We start from the raw sequence: 26,954 nt of genomic DNA on the forward strand, positions 1-26,954 counted from the left end.
ACAACGAAGGCCCCGGGGAATGCCGGGGCCTTCGTGTCTGCGGGGTTCAGGACGGTGCTAGTAGCCCTGGATCTGGAAGTCATCCAGGTTGAAACGGGTGGTACCCCCAGCCGTCTTGCGGAACTCGAAACGGATGGGGCCTTGCACATTCAAGGTGAACACAGCCGGAGTCAAATCGATGGAGCTGCTGACCACGGGCGGACCGGCAAGAGTCCAGGTGCCGCCGGAGTTGGTGGAGTACCAGAGCTCCCAGGTGGAGTTGGCATCGGTGCCGAACTTCGCGTGGTTGACACTCACGGTCTGGGCGCCCTTGGGGTAGTCGAAGGCCATGGTCAAGATGCCGTTGCGCACCCGGAGGCTCTGCAGGCCAGTCTTGCGGTCCGTGGCGCTGGTGCCCACCAAGGCATCGTTGAGCGTCCAGACGCCGGAGGGGAAGGTCACATTGCCCGTGGCGTAACCCGTCTTGGTGCCGGACTCGAAGCCCTCCGTCAGCGTGTTGGTGGCGGCGGGATCCACTTTGAAAAGGAAAGTTCGCGTGGCGGTGGAGCCATCACCGTCGGTGATGCGGACAGTGACGGTGGTGCTGCCGGTCTGTCCCGCAGCAGGCGTGAGCACCAGGGTGACGGCGCCGGAGGCGTTGGTCACCTGGATGCCCGTGGCGGGCAGCAGAATCGCATTGTCAGAAGCAGCAGACACCTGGAGGTCGCGAGCCAGCGTCCGATCATCCGCCACGATGAACGACACCGTCGCGGCCTGGCCTGTGGTGGTGGTCTGGTCCGGCAGCAGGGCGGGCGTCGTGGTGGGCGCTGCGTTGCTGGAGGCGGGCGGGATCACACGGATCACCCGGGTGATGCTGTTGCTGCTGCCCAGGCTATCGCTGGCGCTGAAAGACGCGCTGAAGGTGCCGGTGCTGGTGTAGAGGTGGGTGGTGTTGAGGCCGGTGCTTGAAGGCGTGGCATCGCCGAAGGTCCAGGTGGTCGAGGCGATGGTGGTGGCGGCGTCCGCGCTCGAATTGGGCGTGGCCGCTCCCGCAAAGCTGAGCTCAGTCCCCAGGTCGATGGTGGTGTCGTAGCTGGGCTGGATCATGTGGACGTTGGGGCCCACGGCTTGTTCGAAGGGGGGCCGCCAGCCGCGCGCGTCCACAGTGGCCTTCCAGGTGGGAATGTCCAGGCCGGGGGCCACGGTGGCCAGGTTCGGGAAGAAATCCAGGCCCGTGATCGATTCGAGGTGCGCCACGGAAGTGACGAAGCCCGTGAGGGTGGCCGTGCTGTTGGCCAGGCCCCAGGTGTTGGGCATGAGCATCGCCAGCACCTCGGGATGGCCCGGGGTGGTTTCATGGACGACGATCTTGTAGCAAGCCACAGGAATGGCGATGTTCAGGCCGGGGGTCACGCGGGAGTGCCACCAGGTCGGCGCCGATGGGAACACCGAGCCGGTGTAGACCCAGATGCGGCCCTTGAAGGAGGTCAGACCGTCGGTGTCGCCGCCCTGGGTGCCGCCGATGGCATCCTCCAGTTTCTGCCAGGTCTGCTGGTTGAACTGGGAGATCTGGGGCACCAGGTTGCTCATGATGGTGGCGTCGTCGCCTGCCACGGGTGTGTAGCGGTACGACACGTCGGCCCGGGGCACCTGGTGGCCGCGGTCGTAGCTGTCCGGGTAGCTGGCGCCACCGGTGTAGATGCCCGTGTAGTCGTCCTTGCCCACCTGCGGCGCGGCGAGTCGCGGATCGGCTTTGTAGTCCGCCGTGGAATTCGCATAGGGAAGGTGGACGGGGAAGTTCACGTAGGCCGTCCACACGGGGTTCTTCAGGCTTTCGTCATAGCCCAGACGGAAGGCGCCATTGGGGAAGTTCACCGCGTTGACGTGGAACGAAGGCAGCACGGTCAGGGGGCGGCTGGGCACCGGCACCGGATCACCCGCGTAGGTGGGGGAGGACACCGAGGCCACCGCGTTCACCGTGACGCTTTCGGTGCTGAGGTTGCCCTCGCTCACGGTGACGGAGTAGGCATCGGCGTTGGTGGCGAACTCTGTGGAAGCCACGGTGTAGGAGGCCGAGGTGGCGCCGTTCAGGATCGCGCCATCCTTCTTCCAGACGTAGGACAGGATGCCGCCATTGTTGGCTTTGGCGGAGACGGTGAAGGTCACCGGATCCGGCGGTAGCACGGTCTGGGTCTGGGGCTGCACCAGGATGGTGGGGGGGGTGTTCACCTTCAACAGCGCGGCCAGCGAGGTGCTCGAGACCGTCGTTCCATTCAAGGTGCTGGTCACCACGACATCGTAGGTGCCCGCGTCGGCACCCGCCGCACTGGCGAGGCCGAACGTGGCCTGGGTGGCACCGGGAATGGCCGCCAGGTCCTTGCGCCACTGGTAACTCAGAACCCCGCCCACGTCGGAGGTGGCGGCCACGCTGAAGGAGACAGGTGTGCCCTGATCCACCGTCTGGCTTTGGGGCTGAAGGGTGATCACCGGAGGCACGTTCACCCCCAGTGCAGCCGGTGCCGACTGGGTGGCGGTGAGCGTTCCGTTCAGTGTGTTGGTCACCAGGACGTCGTAGCTGCCAGCATCCGAGGCTTGCACGCTGGCGATGGCGTAGCTGCTGCCCGTGGCACCGGCCAGAGGGGCGCCACCTTTGCGCCATTGGTAGCCCAAGGATCCGCCGGGTTGCACGCTGGCCTTCACACTGAAGGTGGCGGCACTGCCCTGCACCAGATTCAGGCTGGCGGGCTGAGTGCTGATCACAGGTGGCAGGTTCACCTGAAGCAGGGTCGACTTGGATGATGTCGAAGTGATTGTCCCGTTCAGGGTGTTGGTCACCACCACGTCGTAGAGCCCTGCATCCGTCGCCGTGACAGCGGGCAGGTTGAGGTTGGCGAGCGTTGCACCTGTCAGCGCAACGCCGCCCTTCCGCCACTGGTAGCTGAGCGTGCCCGAACCGCTGGCCGTTACCGACAGCGAGGCGGGAGCGCCCAGGACCACGGTCTGCCCTTGGGGCTGGGCCTGAATCTGGGGCGGCAGGTTCACCGTGAGCACCGCGGGCGCGCTGACCACGTGACCGGTGATGTTGCTGACGGTGACGGTGTACGTGCCCGCACTGTGGGCGTGAACCTCATGAATGGTCAGCGTTGGCGAGTCCCAACCCACCCGATGCCCATTCTTCCGCCACTGGTAGCTGAGCCAAGAGGGCCTGCCCGTGGCCACCACTTTGAACGTCACCCGCTGCCCCAGGAGCGCTGTCTGGCTCGCAGGCTGCGTGAGGATGGTGAGGTGCGCGGGTTGATGGCGATCCTGTGGACCAAAGGAATCAGGCCCACGGGTTTCCTCCATCTGGGGAATCGCGGTGGCCGAGGCACTTGAAATCGGAGCACCAAGGACGAAGCTGCCCAACATGCCCAGGCAGACAAGGGTGTACACGAACCTTCTGGCCAGCATGGCCACCTCCTGGAAAAGAGCGATGAATTGCATGGGAAGATGATTCAACGATCATCTTCGTTACGAAAACCTTTTCTTCGTTAAGAGAAAGTAAAAAGGGAGCTTAGTGGCGAATTATAAACGAAATAATATTGCGAATTTCCGACGACAAAATCAGGGTTCCCAACGCACGACCAACCCATGATCGAATGATCTTTCTGCGGAGCCACCGATGCGCGTCCTCGCCCTGTCCGGCAGCCTCCGGGCCCAGTCCCTGAATGCCCGAGTGCTCCGCGAAGCGGCCCGGCTCGCCCCGGATGGCATGGATTTCAGCTTCTGGGAACGCCTGGATGACCTGCCCCATTTCAGTCCTGAGCGGGATGAGGATCCCTTGCCGCCAGCCGTGGCGGATCTGCGGGCCCGCGTCCGCGAGGCCGATGCGCTGCTGTTCTGCACTCCGGAGTACATCCACGCCATGCCAGCGGTGCTGAAAAACCTGCTGGAGTGGGTGGTGTCTTCTGGAGCCTGCGTGGGCAAGCCCACGGCCGCCTGGAGCGTGTCGCCCTCCCTCGAGGGCGGCGCCCGCGCCCAGGCCTCGCTGGTTCACACGCTGGAAGTCATGTCGGCGAAGGTCGTGCCAGAAGCCTCGCTCTGCCTCACCCTGGCCCACTCAGGGCTCGATGGGGATGGACACCTGCGGAAGCAGGAGCAGGCCACCCTGCTATGCAAGGCCTTGCGGGAACTTAGCTTCCATGCGTCCTGAGGTTCTGTTTCCGTCTTTTTTAATAACCATTTCACTTAACAATCAAAAATGAGCCATGATTCATGCGATTGAACTCGGTCTCGCCTTTGCGCACCATAACGTTCGTATATGCCACCATAAGTGAACCTCAAATGGAGTTGCACCCCGATCAAATGGGGTGCTAGGCTATCCCTTCCTTGGGAGGACCATGCGCTGTCTGTGTTGCTGCTGATGCTTCCGGAGCCGATCGGCTCCGTGGTAGGCCCCAGTCCATGCACACACGAAGGCGATCATGCTCCCGCACCTCACAATTCGTGTTCCCAGACGTGTATTTAATACCAACGCTGGAACACTGAACCCCACACGAATCCATTCCAGACAAGGCCTGGATGGGTTTCCTCTCGAATCAACCGAACCATCCTTCGGGCGAAACTGGGGCCAATCAGGCCATGGCCATGGCCTTCCAGAGGGCCGGGCTGGCCCTCTATAAACGCCTCGAACCATGCATTCAATTAATCAACCATTTTAGTTTGTTATTTGAAGGAATTATCCATGTTTCTCCCTCCCTCCAGCCGCAGCCGAATCGCCCTGCTGTTGACCGCTTCCACGGCCCTTTTCGCTTCCAGCGCTGGTGAAGGTGGGCTTGCCATCCATGTCCTGGATCCGGCAGGCAAGCCCGTGCCCGGCGCCCAGGTGGTCGTCGCCAGCCCCACCCAGATCGGCGGGGCCAAGCAGTTGCTGAGTGATGCCAGCGGTCGCGCCCGGTTTGTGCGCCTGAGTCCCGGCGATTTCCAGGTGGTGGTAAGCGCCCCAGGCCTGCAGACCATCACCCTGCCCCAGGTGCCAGTGAGGGTGGACCAGACCACCGCGGCCGACGTGGTACTGCGCGAGGTGGCGGGCGCCACCGTGCCGGTCACCGATGCCATCCGCCTGGTGGATGCCACCACGGTCACGGCCGGCACCCAATTCACCCAGGAAAACCTGGATGGCCTGCCGGTGGGACGCGATCAGCTCTCCACCATCGCCCTGGCGCCCGGCGTGCTGGCCCTGCCAAGCAACGTCACCGGCAGCACCGCCAACCCCGGTCTGCTCTTCGGCCTCAATCGCACCAGCGGCGGAAGCGCCTCCGGCGGCGCCAACGGTGCCCGAAACAACACCTACCTCATCGATGGCGTGGATGTGACCAACCCGGAAACCGGCACAGGGCGCACGCAATTGCCCCCAGAGCTCATTCAGGTGCAGGACATCAAGACCGGGGGCATCACAGCGGAATACTCCGCCAGGGCCGGCCTGTTCTCCAACGTCACCACCAAGAGCGGCGGCAATGCCTTTGCCGGTGGCCTGAGCTTTCAGGAACGTTCGCCATCTTTCCAGAGCAGCCCTGCGCCGGGCCGTCTGGATGTGGCCAAGCGCACCACCACCGATGTGAACGTCTGGGCCCTGGGGCCCATCCTCCAGGACAAGCTCTGGTACGTGGTGGATGCCCAGAAGGTGAAGGACACCGTGGAAGTCCATCCACCGGCGGGCAATGCCGTGAGGCCCGGTGAGCAGCGCACCGGCACCCTGGCCGATGCCTCGCGCTTTTTCGGCAAGCTCACCTGGCAGATCAGCCCTCTGGATCAGGCCAGCTTCAGCTACAACCACGATCCCCTGAGCTCGGACAACCTGGTGGATCCCAACACGCGCACCAACCGCGGCAACCGGCTGGAGCAGGGCGGCAGCCGGTACCTGGCCACCTACTCGCATCAGTTCGACAACCTCTTCCTGGATCTGCGCGCTTCCCGGCACGAGGAGGAGAACAGCACCGTGGCCCTCTACACGGGAGATGGGCCGTACAACAACATCCTTTCTGCCACACCCATTTCCGGCTCGCAGAAATTCCTCGGCGACAGTTCTTCCGAAGACGTGCGCAAGGATGTGCGCACGGAACTGCGCGGAGATGTCACCTGGCTTTTCACCGCGCTGGGCACCCACACGCTCAAAGGCGGTGTCCAGGTGGGACAGGAGTCCCTCACCCGCACCACCGGCATCGCCCAGGGCGCTGCCTACGAAAGCTATCTGGGTCCCGTAGCCTGGGGCAACACCGCAGCCCTCGGCGGCAATATCAACGGCTTCAAGAACAAGGTTGTGGCCGCCATCAATGCCAACACAGCCCTTGTGAATTCTCTGACGGGGGCGGGATTTCACCCCACGGGCCCCGGCGGAACCTTCGTCAGCACCGACCTCAACGGCTACCTGTTCAACACCGCGAATCCCCTCGGCGGCTACTACAGCTACCGGAACATCCTGGAATCCAAGAACGCCAGCACGCCCAAAATGGAAAAGAGGGGACTCTACCTTCAGGACCAGTGGCAGCTGGGCACCTTCACCCTGAACCCGGGAATCCGCCTCGACGACTACACCTACGTAGCCGATGACGGCAGCCGCCTCTTCAAGACGGGCTTCAATGCCGCGCCCCGAGTGGGCCTGGCCTGGGACGTGAAGGGCGATGGCCGTTCCAAGGCCTATGCCTACTACGGCCGCTACGTGGACCCCATCAAACTGGACATGGTGCGGTTCACGGGCAGCCTCACCAGTTCCGTAAACCTCGAGCAGGCCTACATCCAGAATCAATGGCTCACCTTCAACACCCGAGGCGGCAAGAAGACGCTGGACGCCGTCTTCGCCGACACCTTCAAGCTGCCAAAAACCGATGAACTGCGCCTGGGTTACACCCAGGAATTCGCCGGCAACTACAGCTTTGAGGTGGCGGGCACCTGGCGCCGGGACTTCGACATCGTCGAAGACTGGGACATCACCCTGTTCACGGATCGCACCCTCCTGGAATCTGAAGCCCGCAGCGTCTTCGGCATCGGCGCCACGCCCACACCCACGGCCGCGCAGCAGCACGCCATCGACCTCTACCGCAGCCTCTACATCGATCCCTCTTACTTCTCCGGCGGCGGCTTCACGGGCACCCAGAATGTGCAGCGGGCCAAGACCGGGGCGCTGAACTACATGCTGGGCAACCTCCCTGGTGGCGAACGCAAGTACCGCAGCCTGGAGCTCACCCTGAACCGCAAGGATGCCGACCATTGGTCGGGCTTCAGCACCCTGAGCTTCGTCCATGCCGATGGCAACAGCTACAGCTCGGGCGATGCGGGCCGTCAGGCCGACAACGCTCAGTGGGATCCGCGGCTACCCTACATGAATGGGCGCCTGGCCGGTTCCATCTCATGGGCCTTCAAGGCCTATGGCGCCTACCACTGGGACAACGGCCTTCGGGTCGGGGCCAACTTCCTGGCCTATTCAGGCTTCGCCTACGCCCGCGGCCTGGTGGGTGGTGGTCTGGATGCGGCCCCGGCCCTGGATCAGATCGACAGCCCCCGCCAGATCCACTGGACGCCGCGCTTCTACCAGCTGGATGTCCGCGTGAGCTACGGCCGGAACATCACTCAGCAGGTGCGCGGTGAAGTCTTCCTCGATCTGTTCAACGTCCTGAATCGCCAGAGCGCCACGGGCCTTGCAGAATCCAACAACCTGTGGGGCGCCGCGCCAGTGGCGGATACACCCTACCAATACCAAGCGCCCCGCAATGCCGTTCTGGGGGCCCGCGTCACGTTCTAGCATCCCCTTTCCACCGCACAGGCCCCATGCTTGGGGCCTGTGCTTGCGTTTGCCCCGCCCTCTGGAAGGCCCCATGACTGGATCTGAAACGGAATCCGCCACCCGAATCTTCGTGGATGCCGACGCCTGCCCCGTGAAGGACGAGATCTTCCGGGTGGCCACGCGCTGCAACCTGAAGGTGCTCGTGGTCTCCAATTCGCCGCTGAGGCTGCCGCGCAATCCCCTGGTGGAAGGAGTCGTGGTCGCCAAGGGTCAGTTCGATGGTGCCGATGATTGGATCGTCGAGCAGATCACGGATCGGGACATCGCGGTCACGGCAGACATCCCCCTGGCCGCCCGCTGCCTGGAGAAGGGTGCCCGGGCCCTGGATGCGAAGGGCAAGGTGTATTCGCCGGATTCCATCGGCGATGCCCTGGCCAGCCGCGAATTGATGGCGCACCTGCGGGCCATGGGAGAGATGGGAGGCGGGCCGCCCCCCTTCACGGCCCGAGACCGTTCGACCTTCCTGCAGCGGCTCGATGACCTGATCCAGGCGCTGAGGCGCTCAAGGCGTTAGACTGCACCTTAGGGCTGAGTCGGCTTCACCCTTTTTGTGATCGGATTCGCCATGGCCCGAAAGCCCAACTACAACTTCGAGAAGCGGCAAAAAGATCTGGCCCGCCAGAAGAAGAAGGAAGAGAAATTGCAAAAAAAGGCGTTGAAGAAGGACGCCCAGGGCAATGACATTCCGGAAACCGAAGGCCAGGAAGCAGGCGCGGATGGGGCCGAAACCGATGCGGATGGCGTCGAAGGGGCCTAAGAAACTCTCGGCATTTCGAGAATCCAGGTCACGACCAGTCGGTAATCTCCAGATCCCGCGTTTTTCAAAAGCTCTCGAAAATATTCAATAGTTTGACTTATTGCTTTGGCATGGAGATGGCTCTACCTTGATGCCGCCGCTCGCGGCCTCACAGGAGACACCATGTCCTTCACCGACTCCAAGACCCACCAGAACCTCAAGGCCGCCTTCGCCGGAGAAAGCCAGGCGAACCGGCGCTACACCTGGATGGCCCAGGTCGCGGAGAAGGAAGGCCTGCCCGAGGTGGCCAGCCTGTTCAAGCACAGCGCCGATGGCGAAACGGGGCATGCCCTGCGCCACCTGATGTACCTTGCCGCACAGGCGGGTGACCCCGCCACGGGCATGCCCCTTGGCGACACCCTCAGCAACCTGAAGTCCGCGGTGGCCGGCGAGACCTACGAGTACACCGACATGTACCCCGAATTCGCCCGGGTGGCCCGCGAGGAAGGCCATACCGAGATCGCCGCCTGGTTCGAGACGCTGGCCAAGGTCGAGCGCTTCCATGCGGGCCGCTTCCAGGACGCGCTGACCCGGCTCCAGGCAGGCAGCATCGCCAAGCCCGACGCCGACATCGCGAAGCACATCTAACCGACACACGCATCCGAGGATCCCCATGCTGCTTGCCTTCGACCCCGCCAGTGAACGTGCCCGCTTCGAGTCCCGTCAGGCCTTTCTGGCCCGCCAGGCCTCACTGCGACTGGAGCTGGCGCCAGGCATCACCTTCCAGCCCGAGACCGCCGAGAGCGTCGAGGACCAGGTGATCGAGACCCTCTGGGCCGAAGGCATGACGCTGGAAACCGCGCCTGCAGAGGATGTGGCCGAATCCCGCGCCTCCTTCGCTGTGCTGGCGCCTCGCCGCGAACCCGGCGGCCGCAGCATCGTCGCCACCCTGTTCCTGGGCTTTCCCGATGCGGTGCGTGACGCGAAACTCGCCGCCCTCCACCGCTTCCCGGATCAGCTGCGGCTCGAACTGAGCGATGGCTTTTTCGCCCTTCCCGCCGTGGATCGGGGCGCTGCCGGGCCCGACGACCGCCTGCCTTCGGTGCTGGCCCTGCGCTTTTTTGTTCCGGACGGCTGCACCATCGCCGCCCTTGTCTCCAACCACGCCGAAGTCTCCGGCCGCTGGCCCGCGCCTGCGTCCTGGACCTCCTGGCTTTCCTGAGGAGATCCCATGAGTACCCCTGTCATCAACCACCTGAACGCCGAACTGGCCACCGCCTTCGTACTGGCCCTCAATGCCAAGCGCTACCACTGGACCGTCTCTGGCCCTCATTTCCGCGATTACCACCTGCGTTTCGAGGAGCTCTACACCGCCGCCGACGGCACCGTGGACGAGCTGGCGGAGCGCATCCGCATGCTTGGCGGCATCCCTCTGCACGCCCCGGCCCAGATTGAGGCCCAGACCAAGGCGGCGATCTCGAACCCCGGCACCAAACTGGCTCCCAAGGCCATGCTGCAGGAAGCCCTGGCCAACGAAGAAGCCACCATCGCCCTCATGCATGAGGGCATCGAGCTGGCCAATGGCGCGGGCGATCCCGGCACCGCCGACCTGCTCACCCGCTTCGTGCAGACCCACCAGAAGGAAGCCTGGTTCCTCCGCGAGATGCTGGGATAGTCTGGTTTCTCCGAATTCCGACTTTTTTGGTAAACTACTAATCCGCGACCCTCGCACCCAAGGAGATGACCATGGCCTACACCGCCAAGTCCTATGACCACCTGAAGGGCGGCGCCCTGAAGGGGCTTAGTGACGCCCAGCTGGACCAGCACTTCACCCTGTACAAGGGCTACGTCACCAAGCTCAACGAGATCGAAGAGAAGCTGGCCACGGTGGACAACACCAAGCCCAACTACTCCTTCAACGAGTACAGCGAGCTGAAGCGCCGCGAGGCCGTGGCCTTCAACGGCTCCTTCCTGCACGAGCTCTACTTCGAGAACCTGGGCGCCGACAGTGACGTCAGCGCCGGCCTCAAGGCCGCCCTCGATGCCGCCGGTGGCCAGGACAAGGTCATCGCCGACCTGAAGGCCACGGCCATGGGCGGCCCCGGCTGGGCCCTGCTCACCCGCAACCGCCGCGACGGCAAGCTGCACACCTACTTCGTCGCCGAGCACCACCTGGGCCTGCCCATCGAGCAGGACCTGCTCGTGGTCCTCGACAGCTGGGAGCACGCGTTCATGGTGGATTACGGCATCGCCCGCGCGAAGTACCTCGAGACCTTCGTCGAGAACATCAAGTGGTCTGAGGTCTCCAAGCGCTTCGGCAAGTAACGATCAGCCCCATTTAACACGCGTTCAAGCAGGGCTCCCAGTTTGGGAGCCCTGCTTGTTTTCACCGATATCTCCCACAAACCCCGGCTCGACGGTCAATGGCCTCGACGCGTAATCTATGGCGGAACCCCCGAACCCACCCAGCCAGACCGACCTTTGAAACCTGTTTCCGGAGCGGACATGTCCCTCAAATCCCTGCCTCTGGCCCTGGCCCTCGCCTTCCTCCCCGCCGCCGCGCAAACCCCGGAAACCTGGGTGGTCAAGGTGGATCTCTGGGGCAATCCGCTCTACCAGCTCCTCACCGTCCGACAGGACAAGGATCAACTCCAAGGCGATCTGGATGGGGATGCGGTGAGGGGGCAGCGGCTAGGTGCCACGGTCGCCTTCACCGCCACCGACTCGAACAAAGGGGCCTATGTCTACGCAGGCAAGGTCGACCAGGGCCTGATGCGCGGCACCGCCGACTTCCCCGATTCCAACCACCCGGAGCGGCGCCTGTCGCATGCGTTCACAGCCCGGCGCCTGCCTGAGCGCCCTGCGGGAGGACCCCATCGCTACGAGTTCACACCCACGGACTACTCGAACAGCTTCAACCCTCATCGCGAACCGGTCCTGACGATCTGGCCCGGCGACACGGTGCACACCAAGACCATCGACTCGGGTGGAGTCGATGAACACGGTGTCACCACGGCCTTGTTCGGCAATCCACAGACGGGCCCCTTCTTCATCGCCACGGCCAACGCCGGGGACACCCTGGTCATCCACCTCAAGCGGCTTCGCCTCAACCGCGATTACGCCGACAGCCTGGATGACATCGTGGGGCGCGCCCAGGGGCAGCGGCTCGCGGCGAAGTCCGGCGACCTGGGCAAACCTGTGCGCTGGAGGCTGGACCTTCAGCGAGGCGTGACCAGCCCTGAAACCCCCAGCGAACGGCTGAAAGGCCTGGCCATCCCCGTGCGTCCCATGCTCGGCGGACTTTCCGTGGCGCCCGGGTTCGGATCAGCCCCCCTCTCCACCGGAGACACCGGACGCCACGGCGGCAACATGGATTTCAACGAGGTGGTGGAGGGCAACACCATCTACCTACCTGTCCAACAGCCCGGCGCCTTGTTGTATCTGGGGGATGCCCACGCCCTGCAGGGCGATGGAGAAACCTCACAATACGCCTTGGAAACCTCCATGGATGTGGAGTTCACGGTGGACGTGATCAAGGACAAGGCCATCGGCATGCCCTGTGTGGAATCCCCCACCCAGATCATGGCGCTGGGCCAGGCGGGCTCGCTGGATGAGGCGCTGCGCGCCGCCACCACGGGCCTCACCCAGTGGCTGCAGCGTGACTACGCGCTGACCCTCTCCGAATGCGCTCAACTTCTCGGCAGCTCGGTCCACTACACCGTGGCGAATCTGGCCGGGCGCAGCGTGGGCGTGGCCGCCAAGCTGGACAAGGCATGGCTTGTTCCACCTCGAACCAAGTAGCCGCCTGCCACTCCGCCTCAAGGGACAGTACGGGCCCTGGGCGTCATACTCTGAGCCATCCATTCGGGAGCCACCATGTCACCCAACAGAGTGTCGACAGAGGAACCTGATCTCCTAGGGCCTGGGCTCTTTCGCTTCCTGAAGGATCTGAAAGCCCACAACGACCGCGCCTGGTTCACCGAGCAGAAGGCGCGTTACGAATCCGAAGCCCGCGACCCCCTGCTGCGGTTCATCGCCGCGCTCAGCGGCCCCTTGTCCGGCGTGAGCCGCCATTTCATCGCAGATCCTCGCCCCTCGGGCGGCTCCATGTTCCGGATCTACCGCGACACGCGGTTCGCCAAGGACAAGAGCCCCTACAAGACCCATCTCGCGGCCCACTTCCCCCACCGCAGCGTCAGTGCCGGCGGCGTCCACGGCCCCGGCTTCTACTTGCATCTGGAGCCCGGCGGCAGCTTCGCCGGTGGCGGGCTCTGGCACCCGGATCCCGATTCCCTGTTCAAGGTGCGCCAGGCCATCGTGGCCAAACCCACCGCCTGGAAAGCCATTCGGAAATCCGGCCTTGAGATCGAGGGAGAGGCCCTGAAGCGCCTTCCCCAGGGTTTCGACGCCGCCCATCCCTGCGCCGAGGACCTCAAGCTCAAGGACTTCTACATCACCAGCAGCTTCACCGATGCCCAGGTGCTCGCGCCAGACTTTGTCGACTTGGTGACCGAAGCCTATCGGACGGCTTCGCCGCTCGTGCGTTTCCTGTGCAAGTCCCTGGATCTGCCCTGGTAGCTCAGCCCCTACCTTCCCCAGCACTGCCCTGAGCCGAGCGGGAAGCCCGCAGCACAGCTCGGAAGACCTCCTCCACACCCTGGCCATCCAGGCCCGAAGCCTGTGCCCAGGCCCGCCGCGCCTGCAGCTGGGCAGCCTCGCGCTCGGGGTCGTGCACGGGCAGGTTCAGCTCGGCCTTGGCGCGGCCCGCACGAAGCACCAGCTCTGTGCGGCGGGCCAGCAGGGCCACCAGCTCCTGATCCAGCGCATCGATGTGATCGCGGGCCTCCTGCAGCGCAGGCGACCGGGCGCCAAGGTCGGGGATGGAGAGTTGCTCGTCGGCAGCACCGCTGGCCACGGCCTCTGCCAGGCTCTGGTGGATGGCGGAAAGCGCCTCCAGCAGACCTTCCCGGGCTCCGGCGGCGAAGGGGTTCTGATTCTGCAGGGCCGCGAAGAGGTGGCCCGCATCCTCTCGCACGGATTCCAGGGTGCGGGCGATGGCGTGGAAGGAGGGCGGCGTGAAGGGCAGCTCCGCCCCGGCGCCCACGGCCAACAGCCCCTTGGCGATGAAGAAGGTGAGGGCATGGGTGGTGGCCATCACACGGTCGTGGTCCTCCGCGGGTTGACGCAGCACCTCACAGCCCAGGCCCTGGAAGAGCGCTTCCACCGCCAGGGCAGCAGCGGGGTGATGCGCCGAAGGACACAGCACCACTCGCAGCGGCCGCTCGGCGCGAGCCAGGCTCACGGGCCCAAAGAGCGGGTGCGTGCCCACGTGGGGAATGGCCACCCCCAACTGCTCATCCAGCACGGCACAGGGACCCACCTTCACGCTGCCCACGTCGAAGACCAGGTGATCCGCCCGCAGGTGGGGCCGCAGGTCCCGCAGGGCCCCTGCCAGAGCGGGCACCGGCACCGCCAGCACCAGGGTGTCGCTATCCTCGACCAGCTGGCGGGCACTGCCCGCACGGAGATCCACAGGCAGGTCCCCAACCGCATCCCAGGCCCGATAGCTGTGCCCGGCCTCGCGGAGCAGCGCGCCCAGCGCCCTCCCGAAGCGGCCATAGCCCAGGATGCCGATGCGCATGGAATCTCCCGCAGAGAAGGGTGGCGGTGGATGGTGAAGGAAAATCCTACCGCAGCCACTCCCGGATGGCCGCCGCGGTGGGCACATGACCCTGGCTCTTCACCACCCCATCCACCACCAGACCCGGCGTGGTCATCACGCCCCGGGCCACGATGTCGGGGTACTCCGTGACTTTCACCAACGTGTAGTCCACGCCGAGGCCCTGCGGCGCTGACATAGAGGGGCACACCGATGAGGACGGCCAGGGGCACGCTCCACCAGGCGGACTTGCCCATGAAGCGGGCCAGCAGTTCCGCAGGCACGTAACCGTGAAGGAAGGCCCCCACAGCGATGCCCGCCAGCACGTAGAGCCACACCTTGCCGACGATGTCGCGGGTGGCCTGCAGGGACTGACTCAGGCGGGCCGAGAAACCCTGTGCGGCACCCGCATCCACGGAGGCCTCCAAGGGGATCTCCATCACCCAGGCCTCCAGATGCCGTTCCATGCGGAGCTTCCCGATGATCCAGCCCGACAGGAAGGCGATGGGCACACCCACCCGCACGAAGCCGATGAAGAGGGGCACCGCGGAACAGGAACAGAAGGGCGGGACAGCCTTCTTCGGCGCAGAGGGTGATCACCAGATCCACGGTGCCGGGATCGATGTCCGCCACGGCTTTGGAGCGGTGGGATGAGGCATCGATACCCAGGTCTTGAAGGGCTTCCACTGCATAGGGGTTCACCCGCGTGGGCCTGCTGCCCGCGCTCTGGATGCGCAGCCCTGAGAACACCTGCCGCGTCAAACCCTCGGCCAGCTGGGAGCGGGCGCTGTTCGCCAAACAGAGGGGAGGATCGAAGTCATGCGTGCCTCCCATTCACCGCATACGCTTCCAACCCTCGCGCCATCTGCTGCGGGAATCAGGCTCACCGGCGGGACAGCACATCGCCTCCTTCACCTGGGTGGTTTCACCGGGGAACCAGCGTCGACGCAGGTGCAGCGACACAGTCACCAAACCGATGAGCACCGGCACCTCCACCAGCGGGCCGATGACGGCCGCAAAAGCAGCCCCATGACCCAGCCCGAACGTGGCCACGGCCACGGCGATGGCCAGCTCGAAATTGTTGCTGGCTGCGGTGAAACTCAGCGTGGCGCTTTGGGGATAGGTCGCACCCGCCTTCTTCGACAGCCAGAAGCTGGCCAGGAACATCACCAGGAAGTAGATCAGCAGCGGCAGGGCCACCCGCAGCACATCTGTGGGCCGGGCCAGAATCTGCCGTCCCTGCAGGCTGAACATGGCCACGATGGTGAAGAGCAGCGCCACCAGCGTGATCGGGCTGATCTTCGGCACGAAGACGCGGTGGTACCAGTCGAGCCCCTTGACCGCTCCGAGCACCTTGCGTGTGAGATACCCGGCCAGGAAGGGAATCCCCAGATAGATGAAGACACTGGTCGCGATCTGCTGGATGGTGATGCCCACCCGCACGCCCTGGAGGCCCAGCTTCGGCGGCAACACCGTGATGAAGAGCCAGGCGTACACGCTGAAGAACAGCACCTGAAAAATGGAGTTGAAGGCCACGAGTCCGGCGCAGTATTCCGTGTCGCCCTCGGCCAGATCGTTCCACACGATGACCATGGCGATGCAGCGGGCCAACCCGATGAGGATGAGGCCCACCATGAGCTCGGGCCGATCTCGCAGAAAGAGGATCGCGAGCCCCGTCATGAGCAGGGGCCCGATGATCCAGTTCTGCAGCAGGGAAAGCCCCAGCACCCGGCGGTTGCGGAAGACCAGGTGCAACTCCTCGTAGCGCACCTTGGCCAGGGGCGGGTACATCATCACGACGAGGCCCACAGCCAGAGGTACGCTGGTGGTGCCCATATTCCAGGCGTTCAGGGCCCCGTTGAAGCCCGGCGCGAAGCGGCCGAGCAGGATGCCCGCCGCCATGGCCAGGAAGATCCACAGCGTCAGGTAGCGATCAAGGAAGGACAGCCGACCCGACGCCATGGCGGCTCCTAGCGGCAGTCGCAGTCTTCGCCGCAGTCGCCCTTCTCTTTGCCATCGGCCTCGCAGGCGCAGGAGCCGCCGCAGCAGCCGCCACCCTCGGTGAGCGTGGATTCCGCCAGGGCCATCATGATGGAATGCGGATCGCCCTTCACCCGCAGGGCCATGTTCACGGCTTCGATCATGGCCTCCTTGGAAACACCCAGCGCCTCCAGACGGTTCTGATGGGCGCGGAAGGCGCGCTCGGCATTGGAGCCGATGGCGGCGCCCAGGGCGATGAGGTTGAGGGTGATTTCGCTGAGGCCGGTTTCAGCCGGGGCTTCGGCCTGGGAGGGAGAGGTGGTCATGGAGACTCCTTGGAAAGGGAAGGGTGAAGGCAGGATGGGAAAAACCTTAGGCAGGTGGTCCGGGGCAGGCCTCGGGATCGCAGGTGTCAAGGTCGCAGAGGGCGCGGCGGGCGGACTGGGCACGGGCCCGATCCCGGGCCAGGTCAGACTCGGCGGCGGCCATGAGGGGCCAGAGGGCTTCCAGCATGGGACGGGCCGTGGCGACCTCGGACAGGGCCACATGCACCCATCGGCCCACTTTGCGCTCCCGCACCAGCCCCGTGCGCCGCAGACCGGTGAGGTGTTCCGACACCGTGGAGGACGCCAGGCCCAGCACCTCGGCCACCTCGCAGACACACAACTCGCCACCCTGCAGGAGCGCGAGGATGCGCAGGCGCACGGGGTGGGCCAGGACTTTCAGGGTGTCCACCAGGGGGCGGAGGGTGTCTGTCGTCATTTCGCACTTTTCCGAAACATATTCAGCCTAGCTGCAAAGGGTTTTGCTTGTCATGCCTCAAAAGATGATGTTTCCTGAGAGCACCCCTCCAGGAGCACCCATGACGCGGACCACCCCCGCCCTCCTTCTGCTCGCCCTAAGCAGCGTCCTCCAGGCCCAGATGCCGGGCCTGACCCCTCCGACGCCACCGCCCTCCCCCGTGCCCGTGGTCACCAGCTACCCCGACACCCCTTCCGGCAAGCTGCTGAAGGAAGTGAAGGAGCACGCCCAGGTGGTGGCGCGGGTCGAGCAGCTGTGTGATCAGATCGGTCCACGCCTCACGGGCTCAGAGCAACTGCGCAAGGCCCAGCGTTGGGCCATGGAGGAGATGAAGCGCTTCGGCGCGGAGAACGTCCATGAAGAGGCCTACGATTTCGGCCTGGCCTGGACCCGTGGCGTGGATTCGGCGCGCCTGCTTTCCCACAACGGCCTCCGCTTCCGCGTGGATCAGCTGGCCTGGACACCTGCGACGAAAGGCGCCGTACAGGGCGAACTGGTGCTGGTGGACGCCCGCAACCTCGAAGAGCTGCAGGCCTTCAAGGGCAAGCTGAAGGGCAAGATCCTGCTTCGCTCCAACCCCTTCGACAAGCGTCCGCCCCTGCCCCGCCGGGGCGGCATGGATTTCGCGGCCTACATGGCCGAACAGGCGGCCATGACCCAGTTCCTGCTGGACGAAGGCGCCCTGGCCTCCCTCTCCATGTCGGGCCGGAAGAATGGTCTGAACTTCACCAGCGGCGGCACGGGCCGCGACCCCAAGAAGGCCGCCCTTCCCACAGGGTACGTGCCCCAGGAACCCTATAAGATGCTGCTGCGCCAGGTGGCCGGCAAAGAGCCCGTGCGACTGGAATTGAACCTGAGCGGCACCTTCTCCGCCAAGCCCGTGCAGGCCTACAACGTGGTGGGCGAGATCCGCGGCAGCGAGAAGCCTGAGGAAGTGGTGATCGTGGGCGCCCACCTGGACAGCTGGGATCTGGGCGTGGGTGCCACGGACAACGGTACTGGCAGCAGCGTCGCCCTGGAGGTGCTGCGCGCCTTCCAGGCCACGGGGCTGAAGCCCAAGCGCACCCTGCGCGTGATCCTGTTCAGCGGTGAGGAACAGGGGCTGTTGGGCTCTCATGCCTACGCGGAAGCCCACAAGGCGGAGCTGGACCATGTCCAGGCGGTGATCGTGGATGACATGGGCACCGGCATGATCAAGGGCTTCGACCTCCAGGGCCGCGAAAACTGCCGCGGCCTCATGGCCATGGCCATCGCGCCCCTCAATGACCTGGGTGTGCGCGAGCTCTCCCTGCGCACCATGAACGGCACCGATCACGCTTCCTTCGACCGCCTCGGCGTGCCGGCCTTCGCCGCCATCCAGGAGCCGGCCGACTACTTCGAAGGCACCCACCACAGCCAGATGGACTTCCCCGATCACATCCAGGTCGATCAGCTGGTGCAGGGGGCTCAGGCCATGGCCGGCACCGCCTGGGAGCTGCTCAACATGGATGGCCGCCTGCCCCATGGCGCGGTGACCCGCCCACGCCCAGCAGAAGCGCCTGCCCCCGCGCCTGCGTCCACGAAATAGGCCCAGCTTCGCCCCAGGGCACAGGGTGAAGGACCGGATTCAACCTTCCCTTCATTCCTGTGCTTCGGGGCCCGAGGCCAGTCGGGCCAAGGTGGCGAGGGCCTCTGCAGGCCCCATCACCAGCAGCTCGTCGCCCACCTGGAACAACTCGTCGCCCGATGGATTGAAGCGCAGTGCCGCCCCAGGATGCACCAAGCCCACCAGCAGTGCGCCCGTGGCATAGCGCCGGTGCGCCTCCCGCAGGGTTTGTCCCACCAGGGCGCTGGCAGGGGCGAGGGTGATGCGCTCCAGGCCCAGCTCCAGCTGCTCCTGCTGCAGCACGATGTCGAAGAATCGCATCATCTCGGGTTTCAGCAGCAGCCCCACCATGCGCCGCCCCCCGATCTCGTAGGGACTCACGATGTGGTTGGCCCCGGCGGCCCTCAGTTGACGCTCAGTGCCCAGCTTGGCGCTGCGGGCCACCACGGGCAGGTCGGGCCGGATCTGCTTCACGGTGAGCGTCACCAGCACGTTGTCCGCATCGGTGGTGAGGGCCGTGATGAGGCCTCGGGCCCGGCGGATGCCCGCCCGTTCGAGCATGAGGTCGTCCATGGCATTGCCGTAGAGGATCAGCTCGCCCGAGAAGCGCGGGCTGCGCCCCTTGGTGTCGTCCTGCTCGATGATGACAAAGGGGATGTCCGCCTTCTTCAATTCCCAGGCGGCCTGGAAACCCATCTTCCCGAAGCCGCAGACGATGACGTGATCCCTGAGGTCGTCCAGGCGCTTCTGCATGCGTCGCTCCATGAGGTAGCCCCGGAGGTCACCCTCGAGGAGCAGGGCCGTGAGGTTTGAGATGGCGTAGGTGGCCACACCCAGGCCCACGATGAGGTAGAAGATCGTGAAGAGTTTCGTGTGGGCATTCACCTCGCCCAGTTCCCGGAACCCCACGGTGAACAGGGTGGTGATGGCCATGTAGAAACTGTCCAGGGCGCTCAGCCGCGACAGAAAGTGGTAACCCAGGGCCCCGGCCAGGATCACCGCCGCCAGCAGGGCCAGGGCGTAGCGCAGGCGCGGCAGCGGGCCGTCGGCGCCGCGGTCGCGCCCATGGGGGAAGGGAACGTTGACGCGCATCAGCCCAGCCCGTGCTTGATGGCAAAGTTCGCCGTGCAAAGGGCCACCAGATGCTCGCCGCAGAGCAGGCGGCATTCGAGAATGGCCCCGCGGCCCGAGAAGCGGATCACCTTGGCTTCGCCGATGACCTCGCCCTTGGCAGGCTCCAGGTAGCGGATGTGCAAGTCGGAAGTGGCGAATGGCATGGCGCCGTCAAACGCGGTGCTGAGCGCCAGGGCCGACACCATGTCCGCCATGGTGGCCAGCACACCGCCGTTCACGGTGCCCCGGGCCCCGTTGATCACGGCCTTCGTGGGTTGCAGCCGCATGGCGGCCTCGCCGGGCCGCACGGATTCAATGGTGAGGCCCCAGCCCTTGATGAGCTCCCAGGGGTGGAAGCGTACGCGGAGCCGCTCCAGAAGGTCCGGAGCCAGGATCTCTGGAATCTGGGGCTTGGCCATGGCTCAGCATAGCCGGGGGCGCCCCGGCGGTGGTCACACCGATGACACCCCCGGAGCACGGATGGTTCACGCCCCCGTGAGCCAATCAGAAGCGGAGGATTCCATGTCCCTGCGCCTGTTCACCCCCCTCGCCCTGTTGCTCCTGGGGCTGGCCTGTCAGGCCCCCCAGGTGGCGCCTGAGAAACCACCCGCGGCCGTTCTGCAAGCCGCCCCTGTGCGGGAGGCAGCCCTGGCCGCCTACAGCGCGGAACACCCAGTCTCGGGGGAACTGAAGAGTGTCGGATCTGATTCCATGGAACCGCTCATGGCCCTCTGGGGCGAGGACTTCAAGAAATTCCACCCCCGCATCAGCACCCTTTTCGTGTGCAAGGGCTCGGGCACAGCCCCCAAGGCCCTCATCGAGGGCAGCACGCTGATGGGCCAGATGAGTCGCGAGATGAACGAACAGGAACTGGCCGCCTTCCAGGCCAAGTTCGGCTACGCCCCCACCCGCATTCCCGTGGCCGTGGACGCCCTGGTGGTCTACGTCAACGCCAACAACCCCATTCGCCAGCTGCGCATGGAGGAGATCGACGCCATCTTCTCCACCACGCGGAAGGGCGGCGCCAAAAACGATCTCCTCACCTGGGGTGACCTGGGACTGGGGGGTGACTGGAAGCAGCGGGACATCCAGGCCTATGGCCGCGACGAGAACTCCGGCACCCGCGCTTTCTTCAAGGAGCACGTCCTGAAGAAGGGTGACTTCAAACCCACCGTAAAGGCGCTGATGGATCAGTTCGCCGTGGTGGAAGCTCCGGCGGTGGACGGTGGCGGCATCAGCTATGGGCCGCTTCAGTACGCCAATCGCATGGTCAAGGGCGTGCCCGTGGCCTCCTTCAAGAGTGACCGCTTCATCGAGCCCACGCTGGAAACCATCCAGAAGGGCACCTACCCGCTCACCCGCTTTCTCTACATCTATGTGAACAAGGCCCCCGGCAAGGCCCTGGACCCGGCAGTGAAGGAATTCCTCCGCTTCGTACTGTCGAAGGAGGGTCAGGCCGGTGTCTCCAGCTTTGGCGCCGTGGCTGTGCCCGGCGACTTCGCCGCCATGAGCGTGGGCAAGCTGAACTGATTCACCACGGAGGCACGGAGGGCATGAGAAAAACACCGAGAACGAGCTCTGTGTTTCCTCGGTGATCTCCGTGTCTCCGTGGTGGATCCTCTAGAATTTCAGCACGCCCTTGAGGGTGCTGGCCATCTCCAGGAAGACCTTGGTTTGAATGCTGTCGGGGTGCTCGGCCACGAAGGGCTTGCCGCTGTCGCCACCCTCGCGGATGGCCAGGTCGATGGGCACCTCGCCCAGGAAGGGAATTTCCATGCGGACGGCGGCAGTCTTGACGCCGCCATGGCCGAAGATCTGGGTCTCCTTGCCGCAGCCGGGGCAGAGGAAGCTGCTCATGTTCTCGATGATGCCCAGCACGGGCACCTTCACGGTGCCGAACATGCCGATGGCCTTCTTGGCATCGAGGAACGCCACGTCCTGCGGCGTGCTCACGATGACGGCGCCATCCACCTGGGCGTTCTGGATGAGCGTGAGCTGCACGTCGCCGGTGCCCGGCGGCAGGTCGATGAGCAGCACATCCAGGTCACCCCAGGCCACGTCCTTCAGGAACTGCTGCAGGGCCTTGTTGAGCATGGCGCCGCGCCAGATGACGGGGCGGTCTTCCTCAATCAGGAGGCCCATGGACATGACCTTGATGCCGAATTTTTCGAGCGGCAGGATCTGGCCGTCGGGCGTGCCCAGGGGTGAATCCTTGAGACCCAGCATCATGGGGATGGAGGGCCCGTAGATGTCGGAATCCAGCAGGCCCACCTTCAGGCCCTGCTGCGCCATGGCCACCGCCAGATTCACCGTGACGGTGCTCTTGCCCACGCCGCCCTTGCCGGAGCCCACCACCACACAGCGCTTGATGCCGGGGATGAGGTTCTTGAACTCCACCTGGGCGGTCTTCTCCCAGCCGATTTCGATCTCCGCCGAGGTCACGCCCGGCTGCTGAAGGATCAGGGTCTCGAGCGCCTGCTTGATGGCCTGCACACGATCTTGGTACGACTCCATGAGCTGGAGCAGCACCGTCACCTTGCCCTCGGTGACGTCGATGCCCTTCACGGCCTTGAGGGTGGTCAGGGTGGCACTCGTCCCTGGCACGGTGTAGGCGTTGAGGGCTTCAAACAGGGCGGCGCGGCTGATTTTCGTCATGCATGTCTCCAGCCCACCAGTTTGACATGGCTGCCGCCCAGGATTGAAACCGCGATAGGCGCGAAACCCCTTGCTGGCATGGGGAAAGGCATTGAATCCCCGAATGGGGTCATTCCCTGAGCCAGAATTCCCTGCCCGCTTTTTCGCGACCTCAGATATCCGAATCCAGCGGTCCCAATTTCTGCGTCAGAGCGCCCACACCGCTGGCCAGCAGGGTGTGTTCGTAGATGCGGAGCTGGCTGCGCAGGGGCGGATCCTGGGTATCCAGACCGCGCCTGAGCACCCCGCCATCGGGACCAATCACCCGGCCCTTCAGGGTGTCGTGCAGTTGCAGCTCAACCATCTCCATGACCTGGGCCGCAAGCAGCGGGTCCACCAAGGGGAAGGCCAGTTCCACCCGGCGGTCGAGGTTTCTCGGCATGAGGTCGGCACTGGCGAGCAGGGTTTCGGGATGACCATCGTTGGCGAAGTGGTAGATGCGGGCGTGCTCCAGGAAGCGGTCGAGGATGGAGAGGGCCCGGATGTTCTCGGACAGGCCCGGCACTCCGGGGCGGAGGCAGCAGGTGCCGCGCACGATGAGATCGACCTTCACGCCTTCGCGGCTGGCCTCGTAGAGCATCTGGATGAGCTGGGGGTCCACCAGCGCGTTCATCTTCAGCACCATGCGGGCGGACCTGCCATCGCGGGCATGGTCGATCTCCCGCTGGATGCGTTCCTTCAAGGCCTTCTTCATGTACTGGGGTGCCAGCAGGATCCGATGGAATTTCGGCGGCCGGGTGTAACCCGTGAGCATGTTGAAGAGGTTGGAGAGGTCTTCCCCAAATTCAGGCCGCGCCGTAAAGAGGCCCACATCCGAATAGAGACGGCTGGTGCGCTCGTTGTAGTTGCCCGTGCCGAAGTGGCAGTAGCGCTTGATGCCGCTCTGCTCCTGGCGCACCACGAGGCAGGCCTTGCAGTGGATCTTGTGGTTGGGCAGACCGTAGACCACGTGTACGCCTGTCTTTTCCAGGCGCCGGGCCCAGGCGATGTTGGCGGCCTCATCGAATCGCGCCCGCAGCTCCACGATGGCCGCCACCTGCTTGCCCCGTTCGGCGGCCCGTTCCAGCGCCGCGGCCACGGGGCTGTTCGCCGTCACACGGTAGAGGGTCATCTTGATGGCCAGCACCTTGGGATCTTCCGCCGCTTCGCGCACGAAGCGCACCACGCTGTCGTCGAAGCTCTGGTAGGGGTGGTTCAGCAGGATGTCGTTGCGGGAGATGGCCTCGAAGATGCTGCCCGCCTGCTCGAGCTGGGGCACAGGCAGGGGCGGCAGCGGGGAATCCTTGAGGTGGGGCAGATCCAGCTGCCCGTAGAGCTGCATGAGATCGGAAAAGGCCGTCAGGCCCGAGCAGGGGTAAAGGTCCTCGGGGCTCAGCTCCATCTCGTCGCTGAGCAGATCCAGCACCTCAGTGGACAGCCCGTACTCGTATTGAAGCCGCACCACCGCGCCACGGCGGCGGTCGCGGAGCCCCTCCTCCACGGTCTTGAGCAGATCCTCAGAGGGATCTTCTTCCACGGGCAAGTCGGAATCGCGGGTCACCCGGATGGCGTGGCAGCTCTTCACGGTGTAACCCAGGAAGAGGCGGGACAAGTGATGCCGCACCACGTCTTCCAGCATGACAAAAGCATGGGTGCCGGGGGCAGACGGCACCCGCAGGAAACGGGAGGCCAGGCCCGTGGGCACGTGGATGAAGGACAACTCCGAGGCGGGCAGATCGCCGTCCAGCAGATCTTCATCCGGCTCAAGCTCCACCACCAGCACCAGGGCACGGTTGCCCAGGCGGGGGAAGGGATGGCCCGTGTCCACAGCCAGAGGCGTGATGAGGGGCAGCAGGCTCTGCTCGAAGTAGTCCAGGGCGAAGGCCTGCTGGGAGGGATCCAGATCCTCGGGTTCCAGGATGGCGATGCCCTCTGCCTCCAGCTGAGGCGCCAGCACCTTGTGGAACAGTTCGTGCTGCCGGGCCGAATAGGCATGGATGCGGGAGGACACCCGCTCCAGCAGTTGGCGGGGCGTCAGGCCATCGGGCCCGGGCTGGGTGATGCCGGCGTCGATCTGCCGCCAGATGCCCGCCACCCGCACCATGAAGAACTCATCCCAGTTGCTGGAGACAATGCTGAGGAACTTCACCCGCTCCAGCAGGGGCACGGTGGGATCCTCGGCTTCTTCCATGACCCGGGCATTGAAATCAAGCCAGCTCAACTCACGGTTGAGCAGTTCCTCGGGACGGGGAATGGGATGAAACACGGCTGGCCCTCTGGATCAGATCCTATAACCCGGGTGTAACTTCCTGATGGTACAGCCCCGCGGGCGGCCTCTACAAAGAACCTCCTTGGTTTTATTGGGTTTCTCGGGCAGAATCGATGGTTCGGCCCTCCACCGGGAGGAACCGAGCGGTCCGCCCGGACCCACCCCAACGAGAGGGCAGCAACTCATCCAACGCTGCCAGGTAGGAGGAATCCATGTCCCAGGAAGTCCTGATCGTCCCCAAGCGCGAATCCTTCGGCAAGGCCGCGGTTCGTGAGCTCAAGAAGAGCGGCATGATTCCGGCCGTGGTCTACGGCCTGAACGAGCCCCCTGTCGCCATCGCCATCAGCCCCAAGGCCGTGGCCCGCGTGCTGGCCAGCGACGCCGGCATGAACTCCGTGATGTTCCTCCAGCGCGAGGGCACCGACATCAAGCGCCACGTCATCATCAAGGACCTGCAGCGCGATCCCATCACCGGCCGTCTGCGCCACGTGGACTTCATGCGCGTCGACATGACCGTCAAGGTTCGCGTCAAGGTGCCCGTGCGCCTTGTGGGCACCGCCGTTGGCGTGAAGAGTCAGGGTGGCATCCTCGACTTCGCCCATCGCGAGATCGAAGTGGAATGCTTGCCCAGCATCATCCCCAGCCACATCGATGTGGACATCACCAACCTCAATGTGGGTGATAGCGTCCGCTTCGAGCAGCTGGCCCTGGTGCCCAACGTCGTCCTCACCGGCGACGCCCACCAGGTGGTCTGCTCCATCCACGGCAAGGCCGCCGAGGAAGAAGCTGCCGCCACTGCCGCCGCCGAGCCCGAAGTGGCCAAGAAGGGCAAGAAGGAAGAGAAGAAGTAGTCCTTTCGCGGCCTTTCCCTGTGCGACAAACGCGGCTTCGGCCGCGTTTGTCGTTACCGGGCGGAAGCCCGCGCTCAGTAGGATGGATCCATGTGGACTTTGGTACCGTTGGGCAACCCCGGATCTGAATACCAGGACACCCGTCACAACCTGGGCCGCCTCCTGCTGCAACGCTGGATGGCGGATCGCAACCTGGCACCTGCCCCCCGCAAGCGGTTTCCATCGGGTTCGCTCTACCCGCTGTCTGATCAGCTGCAGGCCCTGGTGCCCAGCACCTACATGAACCTGTCGGGCGAAGTCTGCGCTCAGGCCGCAGCCGCGGGCCTCTACCCCCGGCGCCTAGTGCTGCTCTACGACGACAAGGATCTACCCCTGGGCACGGGGCGCTTCCGGCTGGATGGTTCCGATGGCGGCCATAACGGCCTGCGATCTGTCTTCGGCTGCCTCGGCACCCAGGACATCGCCCGCCTGCGCCTGGGCATCGGCCCCTTCGAGCGACCCCTGGCGGACTATGTGCTGGGCCATTGGACCGACCCCGAGTGGGCGCGCATCGATGCGCTGGATGCGCCCTTTGCCCGGTTTCTGGAGCTTCTGGCGGAAACGGAGGATCTGGGCACCCTGGCCAATCAGGTGAACCCGGCCGCCTTCTGGGGGCTCTAACCCCAGACTTTTCGTTGATCTTCCAGGCCTTTCACGCGAAACTACTCCTTCGTGTCCTCCGTTGGAGGACTCTTCCTTGCTCCCTGGAATCCATTAGGGGGCTTCACATCCACAAGGAGGAATGATGCGTCGTTACGAGACCATCTTCATCGCCTCCCCCACGCTGACCGACGAGCAGGCTGATGAGCTCGTCAAGCAGTACGAGGGGATCATTGCCGAGCAGGGTGGCGAACTGCTCAAGACCGACAAGTGGGGCCGCAAGAAGCTGGCCTACGAAGTCCAGAAGTTCAGCGAGGGCTACTACACGCTCTTCGAAATGAACGCCGGCCCCGACCTCATCCACGAGCTCGAGCGCCGTTTCCGCAACAACGATGCCGTGATCAAGTACCTCAGCATCCGCATGGACGAGGCTGAGAAGGCCGCGGGCCGCACGAAGCAGCGCATCGAGCGCGAAGCCAAGCGCAAGGCCCAGGCCGGTATCAAGGAACGTTCCGCTGAAGAGGTGATGGGATGAAGCGCCGCGCCGATGCCAAGAAGGGCAAGCCCAAGAAGAAGAAGGCTTTTGGGGGACGACGCGCCAAGTTCTGCAAGTTCTGCGTCGAGAAGTCCCTCATGATCGACTACAAGGACGTGAAGACCCTCCAGGCCTTCACCCCCGAGCGCGGCAAGGTGCTGCCCCGCCGCACCAGCGGTGTGTGCGCGGTGCACCAGCGTGAGCTGGTGGAAGCGATCAAGCGCGCGCGCAACATCGCGCTGCTGCCTTTCGCCACCGACTAGTCGTTCTCCTCGTCCCTGACGAACGTTGAAGGCCGCCTCTGGGCGGCCTTCA

The 26,954-nt window shown here is 64.7% G+C and carries 27 protein-coding genes and 2 pseudogenes; 17 read left to right on the forward strand and 12 right to left on the reverse strand.

All coding sequences use genetic code 11. From position 1 onward, the window contains the following. Window positions 1-57: 57 nt before the first annotated feature. The gene (locus Q9293_RS16755; RefSeq protein ID WP_306248500.1) at window positions 58-3,429 is read right to left on the reverse strand and encodes an immunoglobulin domain-containing protein; all 3,372 of its coding nucleotides are present in this window, start codon (window positions 3,427-3,429) and stop codon (window positions 58-60) included. A gap of 211 nt (window positions 3,430-3,640) precedes the next feature. Between Q9293_RS16755 and Q9293_RS16760 the strand changes: the two genes are divergently transcribed. From Q9293_RS16760 to Q9293_RS16805, 10 genes are all read left to right on the forward strand, one after another. Further along, window positions 3,641-4,171 carry an NADPH-dependent FMN reductase gene (locus Q9293_RS16760; protein ID WP_306248503.1) on the forward strand — a complete coding sequence of 177 codons (531 nt, stop codon included), beginning with the start codon at window positions 3,641-3,643 and terminating at the stop codon, window positions 4,169-4,171. A gap of 531 nt (window positions 4,172-4,702) precedes the next feature. After that, window positions 4,703-7,756 (forward strand): carboxypeptidase regulatory-like domain-containing protein, encoded by a 3,054-nt coding sequence (locus Q9293_RS16765; RefSeq protein WP_306248505.1) that lies wholly within the window; start codon window positions 4,703-4,705, stop codon window positions 7,754-7,756. 73 nt (window positions 7,757-7,829) lie between these two features. Beyond that, entirely contained in the window at window positions 7,830-8,312 is a 483-nt protein-coding gene (locus tag Q9293_RS16770) for a YaiI/YqxD family protein (RefSeq protein ID WP_306248507.1), read from the forward strand. Window positions 8,313-8,363: 51 nt separating this feature from the next. Next, a complete protein-coding gene (locus Q9293_RS16775; protein ID WP_306248509.1) occupies window positions 8,364-8,555 on the forward strand; it encodes a hypothetical protein in 192 nt (63 codons plus the stop codon). Window positions 8,556-8,717: 162 nt separating this feature from the next. Beyond that, a complete protein-coding gene (locus tag Q9293_RS16780; protein ID WP_306248511.1) occupies window positions 8,718-9,182 on the forward strand; it encodes a rubrerythrin family protein in 465 nt (154 codons plus the stop codon). 25 nt (window positions 9,183-9,207) lie between these two features. Further along, window positions 9,208-9,756 (forward strand): DUF3501 family protein, encoded by a 549-nt coding sequence (locus Q9293_RS16785; protein WP_306248513.1) that lies wholly within the window; start codon window positions 9,208-9,210, stop codon window positions 9,754-9,756. A 9-nt stretch (window positions 9,757-9,765) separates the two neighbouring features. Further along, on the forward strand, window positions 9,766-10,209 hold the full coding sequence (locus tag Q9293_RS16790) for a Dps family protein (protein WP_306248515.1): 444 nt from the start codon (window positions 9,766-9,768) through the stop codon (window positions 10,207-10,209). A 71-nt stretch (window positions 10,210-10,280) separates the two neighbouring features. Then, the gene (locus tag Q9293_RS16795) at window positions 10,281-10,859 is read left to right on the forward strand and encodes a Fe-Mn family superoxide dismutase (RefSeq protein WP_306248517.1); all 579 of its coding nucleotides are present in this window, start codon (window positions 10,281-10,283) and stop codon (window positions 10,857-10,859) included. A 180-nt stretch (window positions 10,860-11,039) separates the two neighbouring features. Further along, window positions 11,040-12,335: an acetamidase/formamidase family protein gene (locus tag Q9293_RS16800; protein WP_306248519.1), complete on the forward strand. Its 1,296-nt coding sequence runs from the start codon at window positions 11,040-11,042 to the stop codon at window positions 12,333-12,335. Window positions 12,336-12,410: 75 nt separating this feature from the next. Beyond that, complete coding sequence (locus Q9293_RS16805) at window positions 12,411-13,112, forward strand: DUF2461 domain-containing protein (protein ID WP_306248521.1); 702 nt, start codon at window positions 12,411-12,413, stop codon at window positions 13,110-13,112. Window position 13,113: 1 nt separating this feature from the next. Here Q9293_RS16805 and Q9293_RS16810 read toward each other — a convergent pair whose 3' ends face one another. The 3 genes and pseudogenes from Q9293_RS16810 to Q9293_RS16820 all read right to left on the reverse strand — a co-directional run. Next, a complete protein-coding gene (locus tag Q9293_RS16810; protein ID WP_306248523.1) occupies window positions 13,114-14,175 on the reverse strand; it encodes a prephenate dehydrogenase/arogenate dehydrogenase family protein in 1,062 nt (353 codons plus the stop codon). A 46-nt stretch (window positions 14,176-14,221) separates the two neighbouring features. Beyond that, a complete protein-coding gene (locus tag Q9293_RS16815) occupies window positions 14,222-14,392 on the reverse strand; it encodes a thioredoxin family protein (RefSeq protein ID WP_306248525.1) in 171 nt (56 codons plus the stop codon). A 43-nt stretch (window positions 14,393-14,435) separates the two neighbouring features. After that, window positions 14,436-14,660: pseudogene (locus Q9293_RS16820) on the reverse strand (permease); the annotation flags it as partial. Between the two features lie 13 nt (window positions 14,661-14,673). On the opposite strand from Q9293_RS16820, the gene Q9293_RS16825 reads away from it, so the two are divergent. Then, window positions 14,674-14,847: a hypothetical protein gene (locus tag Q9293_RS16825; RefSeq protein WP_306252462.1), complete on the forward strand. Its 174-nt coding sequence runs from the start codon at window positions 14,674-14,676 to the stop codon at window positions 14,845-14,847. Here Q9293_RS16825 and Q9293_RS16830 read toward each other — a convergent pair. The 4 genes and pseudogenes from Q9293_RS16830 to Q9293_RS16845 all read right to left on the reverse strand — a co-directional run. After that, window positions 14,833-15,027: pseudogene (locus Q9293_RS16830) on the reverse strand (hypothetical protein); the annotation flags it as partial. The gene Q9293_RS16825 and the pseudogene Q9293_RS16830 overlap by 15 nt on opposite strands. Then, a complete protein-coding gene (gene arsB / locus Q9293_RS16835; protein WP_306248527.1) occupies window positions 15,028-16,155 on the reverse strand; it encodes an ACR3 family arsenite efflux transporter in 1,128 nt (375 codons plus the stop codon). Between the two features lie 8 nt (window positions 16,156-16,163). Further along, window positions 16,164-16,499, reverse strand: a complete 336-nt coding sequence (locus Q9293_RS16840) for a hypothetical protein (protein ID WP_306248529.1) — start codon at window positions 16,497-16,499, stop codon at window positions 16,164-16,166. A gap of 46 nt (window positions 16,500-16,545) precedes the next feature. Beyond that, window positions 16,546-16,935, reverse strand: a complete 390-nt coding sequence (locus Q9293_RS16845; RefSeq protein ID WP_306248532.1) for a metalloregulator ArsR/SmtB family transcription factor — start codon at window positions 16,933-16,935, stop codon at window positions 16,546-16,548. A 100-nt stretch (window positions 16,936-17,035) separates the two neighbouring features. Here Q9293_RS16845 and Q9293_RS16850 point away from each other — a divergent pair, with 100 nt between their 5' ends. Beyond that, entirely contained in the window at window positions 17,036-18,541 is a 1,506-nt protein-coding gene (locus Q9293_RS16850) for a M20/M25/M40 family metallo-hydrolase (protein ID WP_306248533.1), read from the forward strand. Between the two features lie 51 nt (window positions 18,542-18,592). Here Q9293_RS16850 and Q9293_RS16855 read toward each other — a convergent pair whose 3' ends face one another. Both Q9293_RS16855 and Q9293_RS16860 read right to left on the reverse strand, forming a co-directional pair. Continuing rightward, window positions 18,593-19,651 carry a TrkA family potassium uptake protein gene (locus Q9293_RS16855; protein ID WP_306248535.1) on the reverse strand — a complete coding sequence of 353 codons (1,059 nt, stop codon included), beginning with the start codon at window positions 19,649-19,651 and terminating at the stop codon, window positions 18,593-18,595. After that, window positions 19,651-20,091: a PaaI family thioesterase gene (locus Q9293_RS16860; RefSeq protein ID WP_306248538.1), complete on the reverse strand. Its 441-nt coding sequence runs from the start codon at window positions 20,089-20,091 to the stop codon at window positions 19,651-19,653. Before Q9293_RS16860 ends, Q9293_RS16855 begins: the two co-directional genes overlap by 1 nt. Window positions 20,092-20,194: 103 nt before the next feature. On the opposite strand from Q9293_RS16860, the gene Q9293_RS16865 reads away from it, so the two are divergent. Beyond that, on the forward strand, window positions 20,195-21,202 hold the full coding sequence (locus tag Q9293_RS16865) for a PstS family phosphate ABC transporter substrate-binding protein (RefSeq protein ID WP_306248540.1): 1,008 nt from the start codon (window positions 20,195-20,197) through the stop codon (window positions 21,200-21,202). A gap of 90 nt (window positions 21,203-21,292) precedes the next feature. On the opposite strand, the gene Q9293_RS16870 is transcribed toward Q9293_RS16865, so the two are convergent. After that, window positions 21,293-22,327, reverse strand: a complete 1,035-nt coding sequence (locus tag Q9293_RS16870; protein ID WP_306248542.1) for an Mrp/NBP35 family ATP-binding protein — start codon at window positions 22,325-22,327, stop codon at window positions 21,293-21,295. 151 nt (window positions 22,328-22,478) lie between these two features. Then, complete coding sequence (gene ppk1, locus Q9293_RS16875) at window positions 22,479-24,611, reverse strand: polyphosphate kinase 1 (RefSeq protein ID WP_306248544.1); 2,133 nt, start codon at window positions 24,609-24,611, stop codon at window positions 22,479-22,481. 215 nt (window positions 24,612-24,826) lie between these two features. Between ppk1 and Q9293_RS16880 the strand changes: the two genes are divergently transcribed. The 4 genes from Q9293_RS16880 to rpsR all read left to right on the forward strand — a co-directional run bounded on the left by Q9293_RS16880 (window position 24,827) and on the right by rpsR (window position 26,902). Then, complete coding sequence (locus Q9293_RS16880; RefSeq protein ID WP_306248546.1) at window positions 24,827-25,465, forward strand: 50S ribosomal protein L25; 639 nt, start codon at window positions 24,827-24,829, stop codon at window positions 25,463-25,465. 90 nt (window positions 25,466-25,555) lie between these two features. Continuing rightward, window positions 25,556-26,125, forward strand: coding sequence for an aminoacyl-tRNA hydrolase (gene pth / locus Q9293_RS16885; RefSeq protein WP_306248548.1), 570 nt, complete (start codon window positions 25,556-25,558; stop codon window positions 26,123-26,125). Between the two features lie 121 nt (window positions 26,126-26,246). Continuing rightward, window positions 26,247-26,639, forward strand: coding sequence for a 30S ribosomal protein S6 (rpsF, locus tag Q9293_RS16890; protein ID WP_306248550.1), 393 nt, complete (start codon window positions 26,247-26,249; stop codon window positions 26,637-26,639). Beyond that, window positions 26,636-26,902 carry a 30S ribosomal protein S18 gene (gene rpsR, locus Q9293_RS16895; protein ID WP_291204468.1) on the forward strand — a complete coding sequence of 89 codons (267 nt, stop codon included), beginning with the start codon at window positions 26,636-26,638 and terminating at the stop codon, window positions 26,900-26,902. Before rpsF ends, rpsR begins: the two co-directional genes overlap by 4 nt. The last annotated feature ends 52 nt before the right edge of the window (window positions 26,903-26,954 follow it).

Origin of the sequence: Geothrix sp. PMB-07 (assembly GCF_030758935.1) — a bacterium.
Lineage (GTDB): Bacteria > Acidobacteriota > Holophagae > Holophagales > Holophagaceae > Geothrix.

Coding starts and splice junctions, on each gene's coding strand:
- Q9293_RS16755 (WP_306248500.1), bottom strand. CDS start 3,429: ATGCTGGCCAGAAGGTTCGTGTACACCCTTGTCTGCCTGGGCATGTTG.
- Q9293_RS16760 (WP_306248503.1), top strand. CDS start 3,641: ATGCGCGTCCTCGCCCTGTCCGGCAGCCTCCGGGCCCAGTCCCTGAAT.
- Q9293_RS16765 (WP_306248505.1), top strand. CDS start 4,703: ATGTTTCTCCCTCCCTCCAGCCGCAGCCGAATCGCCCTGCTGTTGACC.
- Q9293_RS16770 (WP_306248507.1), top strand. CDS start 7,830: ATGACTGGATCTGAAACGGAATCCGCCACCCGAATCTTCGTGGATGCC.
- Q9293_RS16775 (WP_306248509.1), top strand. CDS start 8,364: ATGGCCCGAAAGCCCAACTACAACTTCGAGAAGCGGCAAAAAGATCTG.
- Q9293_RS16780 (WP_306248511.1), top strand. CDS start 8,718: ATGTCCTTCACCGACTCCAAGACCCACCAGAACCTCAAGGCCGCCTTC.
- Q9293_RS16785 (WP_306248513.1), top strand. CDS start 9,208: ATGCTGCTTGCCTTCGACCCCGCCAGTGAACGTGCCCGCTTCGAGTCC.
- Q9293_RS16790 (WP_306248515.1), top strand. CDS start 9,766: ATGAGTACCCCTGTCATCAACCACCTGAACGCCGAACTGGCCACCGCC.
- Q9293_RS16795 (WP_306248517.1), top strand. CDS start 10,281: ATGGCCTACACCGCCAAGTCCTATGACCACCTGAAGGGCGGCGCCCTG.
- Q9293_RS16800 (WP_306248519.1), top strand. CDS start 11,040: ATGTCCCTCAAATCCCTGCCTCTGGCCCTGGCCCTCGCCTTCCTCCCC.
- Q9293_RS16805 (WP_306248521.1), top strand. CDS start 12,411: ATGTCACCCAACAGAGTGTCGACAGAGGAACCTGATCTCCTAGGGCCT.
- Q9293_RS16810 (WP_306248523.1), bottom strand. CDS start 14,175: ATGCGCATCGGCATCCTGGGCTATGGCCGCTTCGGGAGGGCGCTGGGC.
- Q9293_RS16815 (WP_306248525.1), bottom strand. CDS start 14,392: ATGTCAGCGCCGCAGGGCCTCGGCGTGGACTACACGTTGGTGAAAGTC.
- Q9293_RS16825 (WP_306252462.1), top strand. CDS start 14,674: ATGATCCAGCCCGACAGGAAGGCGATGGGCACACCCACCCGCACGAAG.
- arsB (WP_306248527.1), bottom strand. CDS start 16,155: ATGGCGTCGGGTCGGCTGTCCTTCCTTGATCGCTACCTGACGCTGTGG.
- Q9293_RS16840 (WP_306248529.1), bottom strand. CDS start 16,499: ATGACCACCTCTCCCTCCCAGGCCGAAGCCCCGGCTGAAACCGGCCTC.
- Q9293_RS16845 (WP_306248532.1), bottom strand. CDS start 16,935: ATGACGACAGACACCCTCCGCCCCCTGGTGGACACCCTGAAAGTCCTG.
- Q9293_RS16850 (WP_306248533.1), top strand. CDS start 17,036: ATGACGCGGACCACCCCCGCCCTCCTTCTGCTCGCCCTAAGCAGCGTC.
- Q9293_RS16855 (WP_306248535.1), bottom strand. CDS start 19,651: ATGCGCGTCAACGTTCCCTTCCCCCATGGGCGCGACCGCGGCGCCGAC.
- Q9293_RS16860 (WP_306248538.1), bottom strand. CDS start 20,091: ATGGCCAAGCCCCAGATTCCAGAGATCCTGGCTCCGGACCTTCTGGAG.
- Q9293_RS16865 (WP_306248540.1), top strand. CDS start 20,195: ATGTCCCTGCGCCTGTTCACCCCCCTCGCCCTGTTGCTCCTGGGGCTG.
- Q9293_RS16870 (WP_306248542.1), bottom strand. CDS start 22,327: ATGACGAAAATCAGCCGCGCCGCCCTGTTTGAAGCCCTCAACGCCTAC.
- Q9293_RS16880 (WP_306248546.1), top strand. CDS start 24,827: ATGTCCCAGGAAGTCCTGATCGTCCCCAAGCGCGAATCCTTCGGCAAG.
- pth (WP_306248548.1), top strand. CDS start 25,556: ATGTGGACTTTGGTACCGTTGGGCAACCCCGGATCTGAATACCAGGAC.
- rpsF (WP_306248550.1), top strand. CDS start 26,247: ATGATGCGTCGTTACGAGACCATCTTCATCGCCTCCCCCACGCTGACC.
- rpsR (WP_291204468.1), top strand. CDS start 26,636: ATGAAGCGCCGCGCCGATGCCAAGAAGGGCAAGCCCAAGAAGAAGAAG.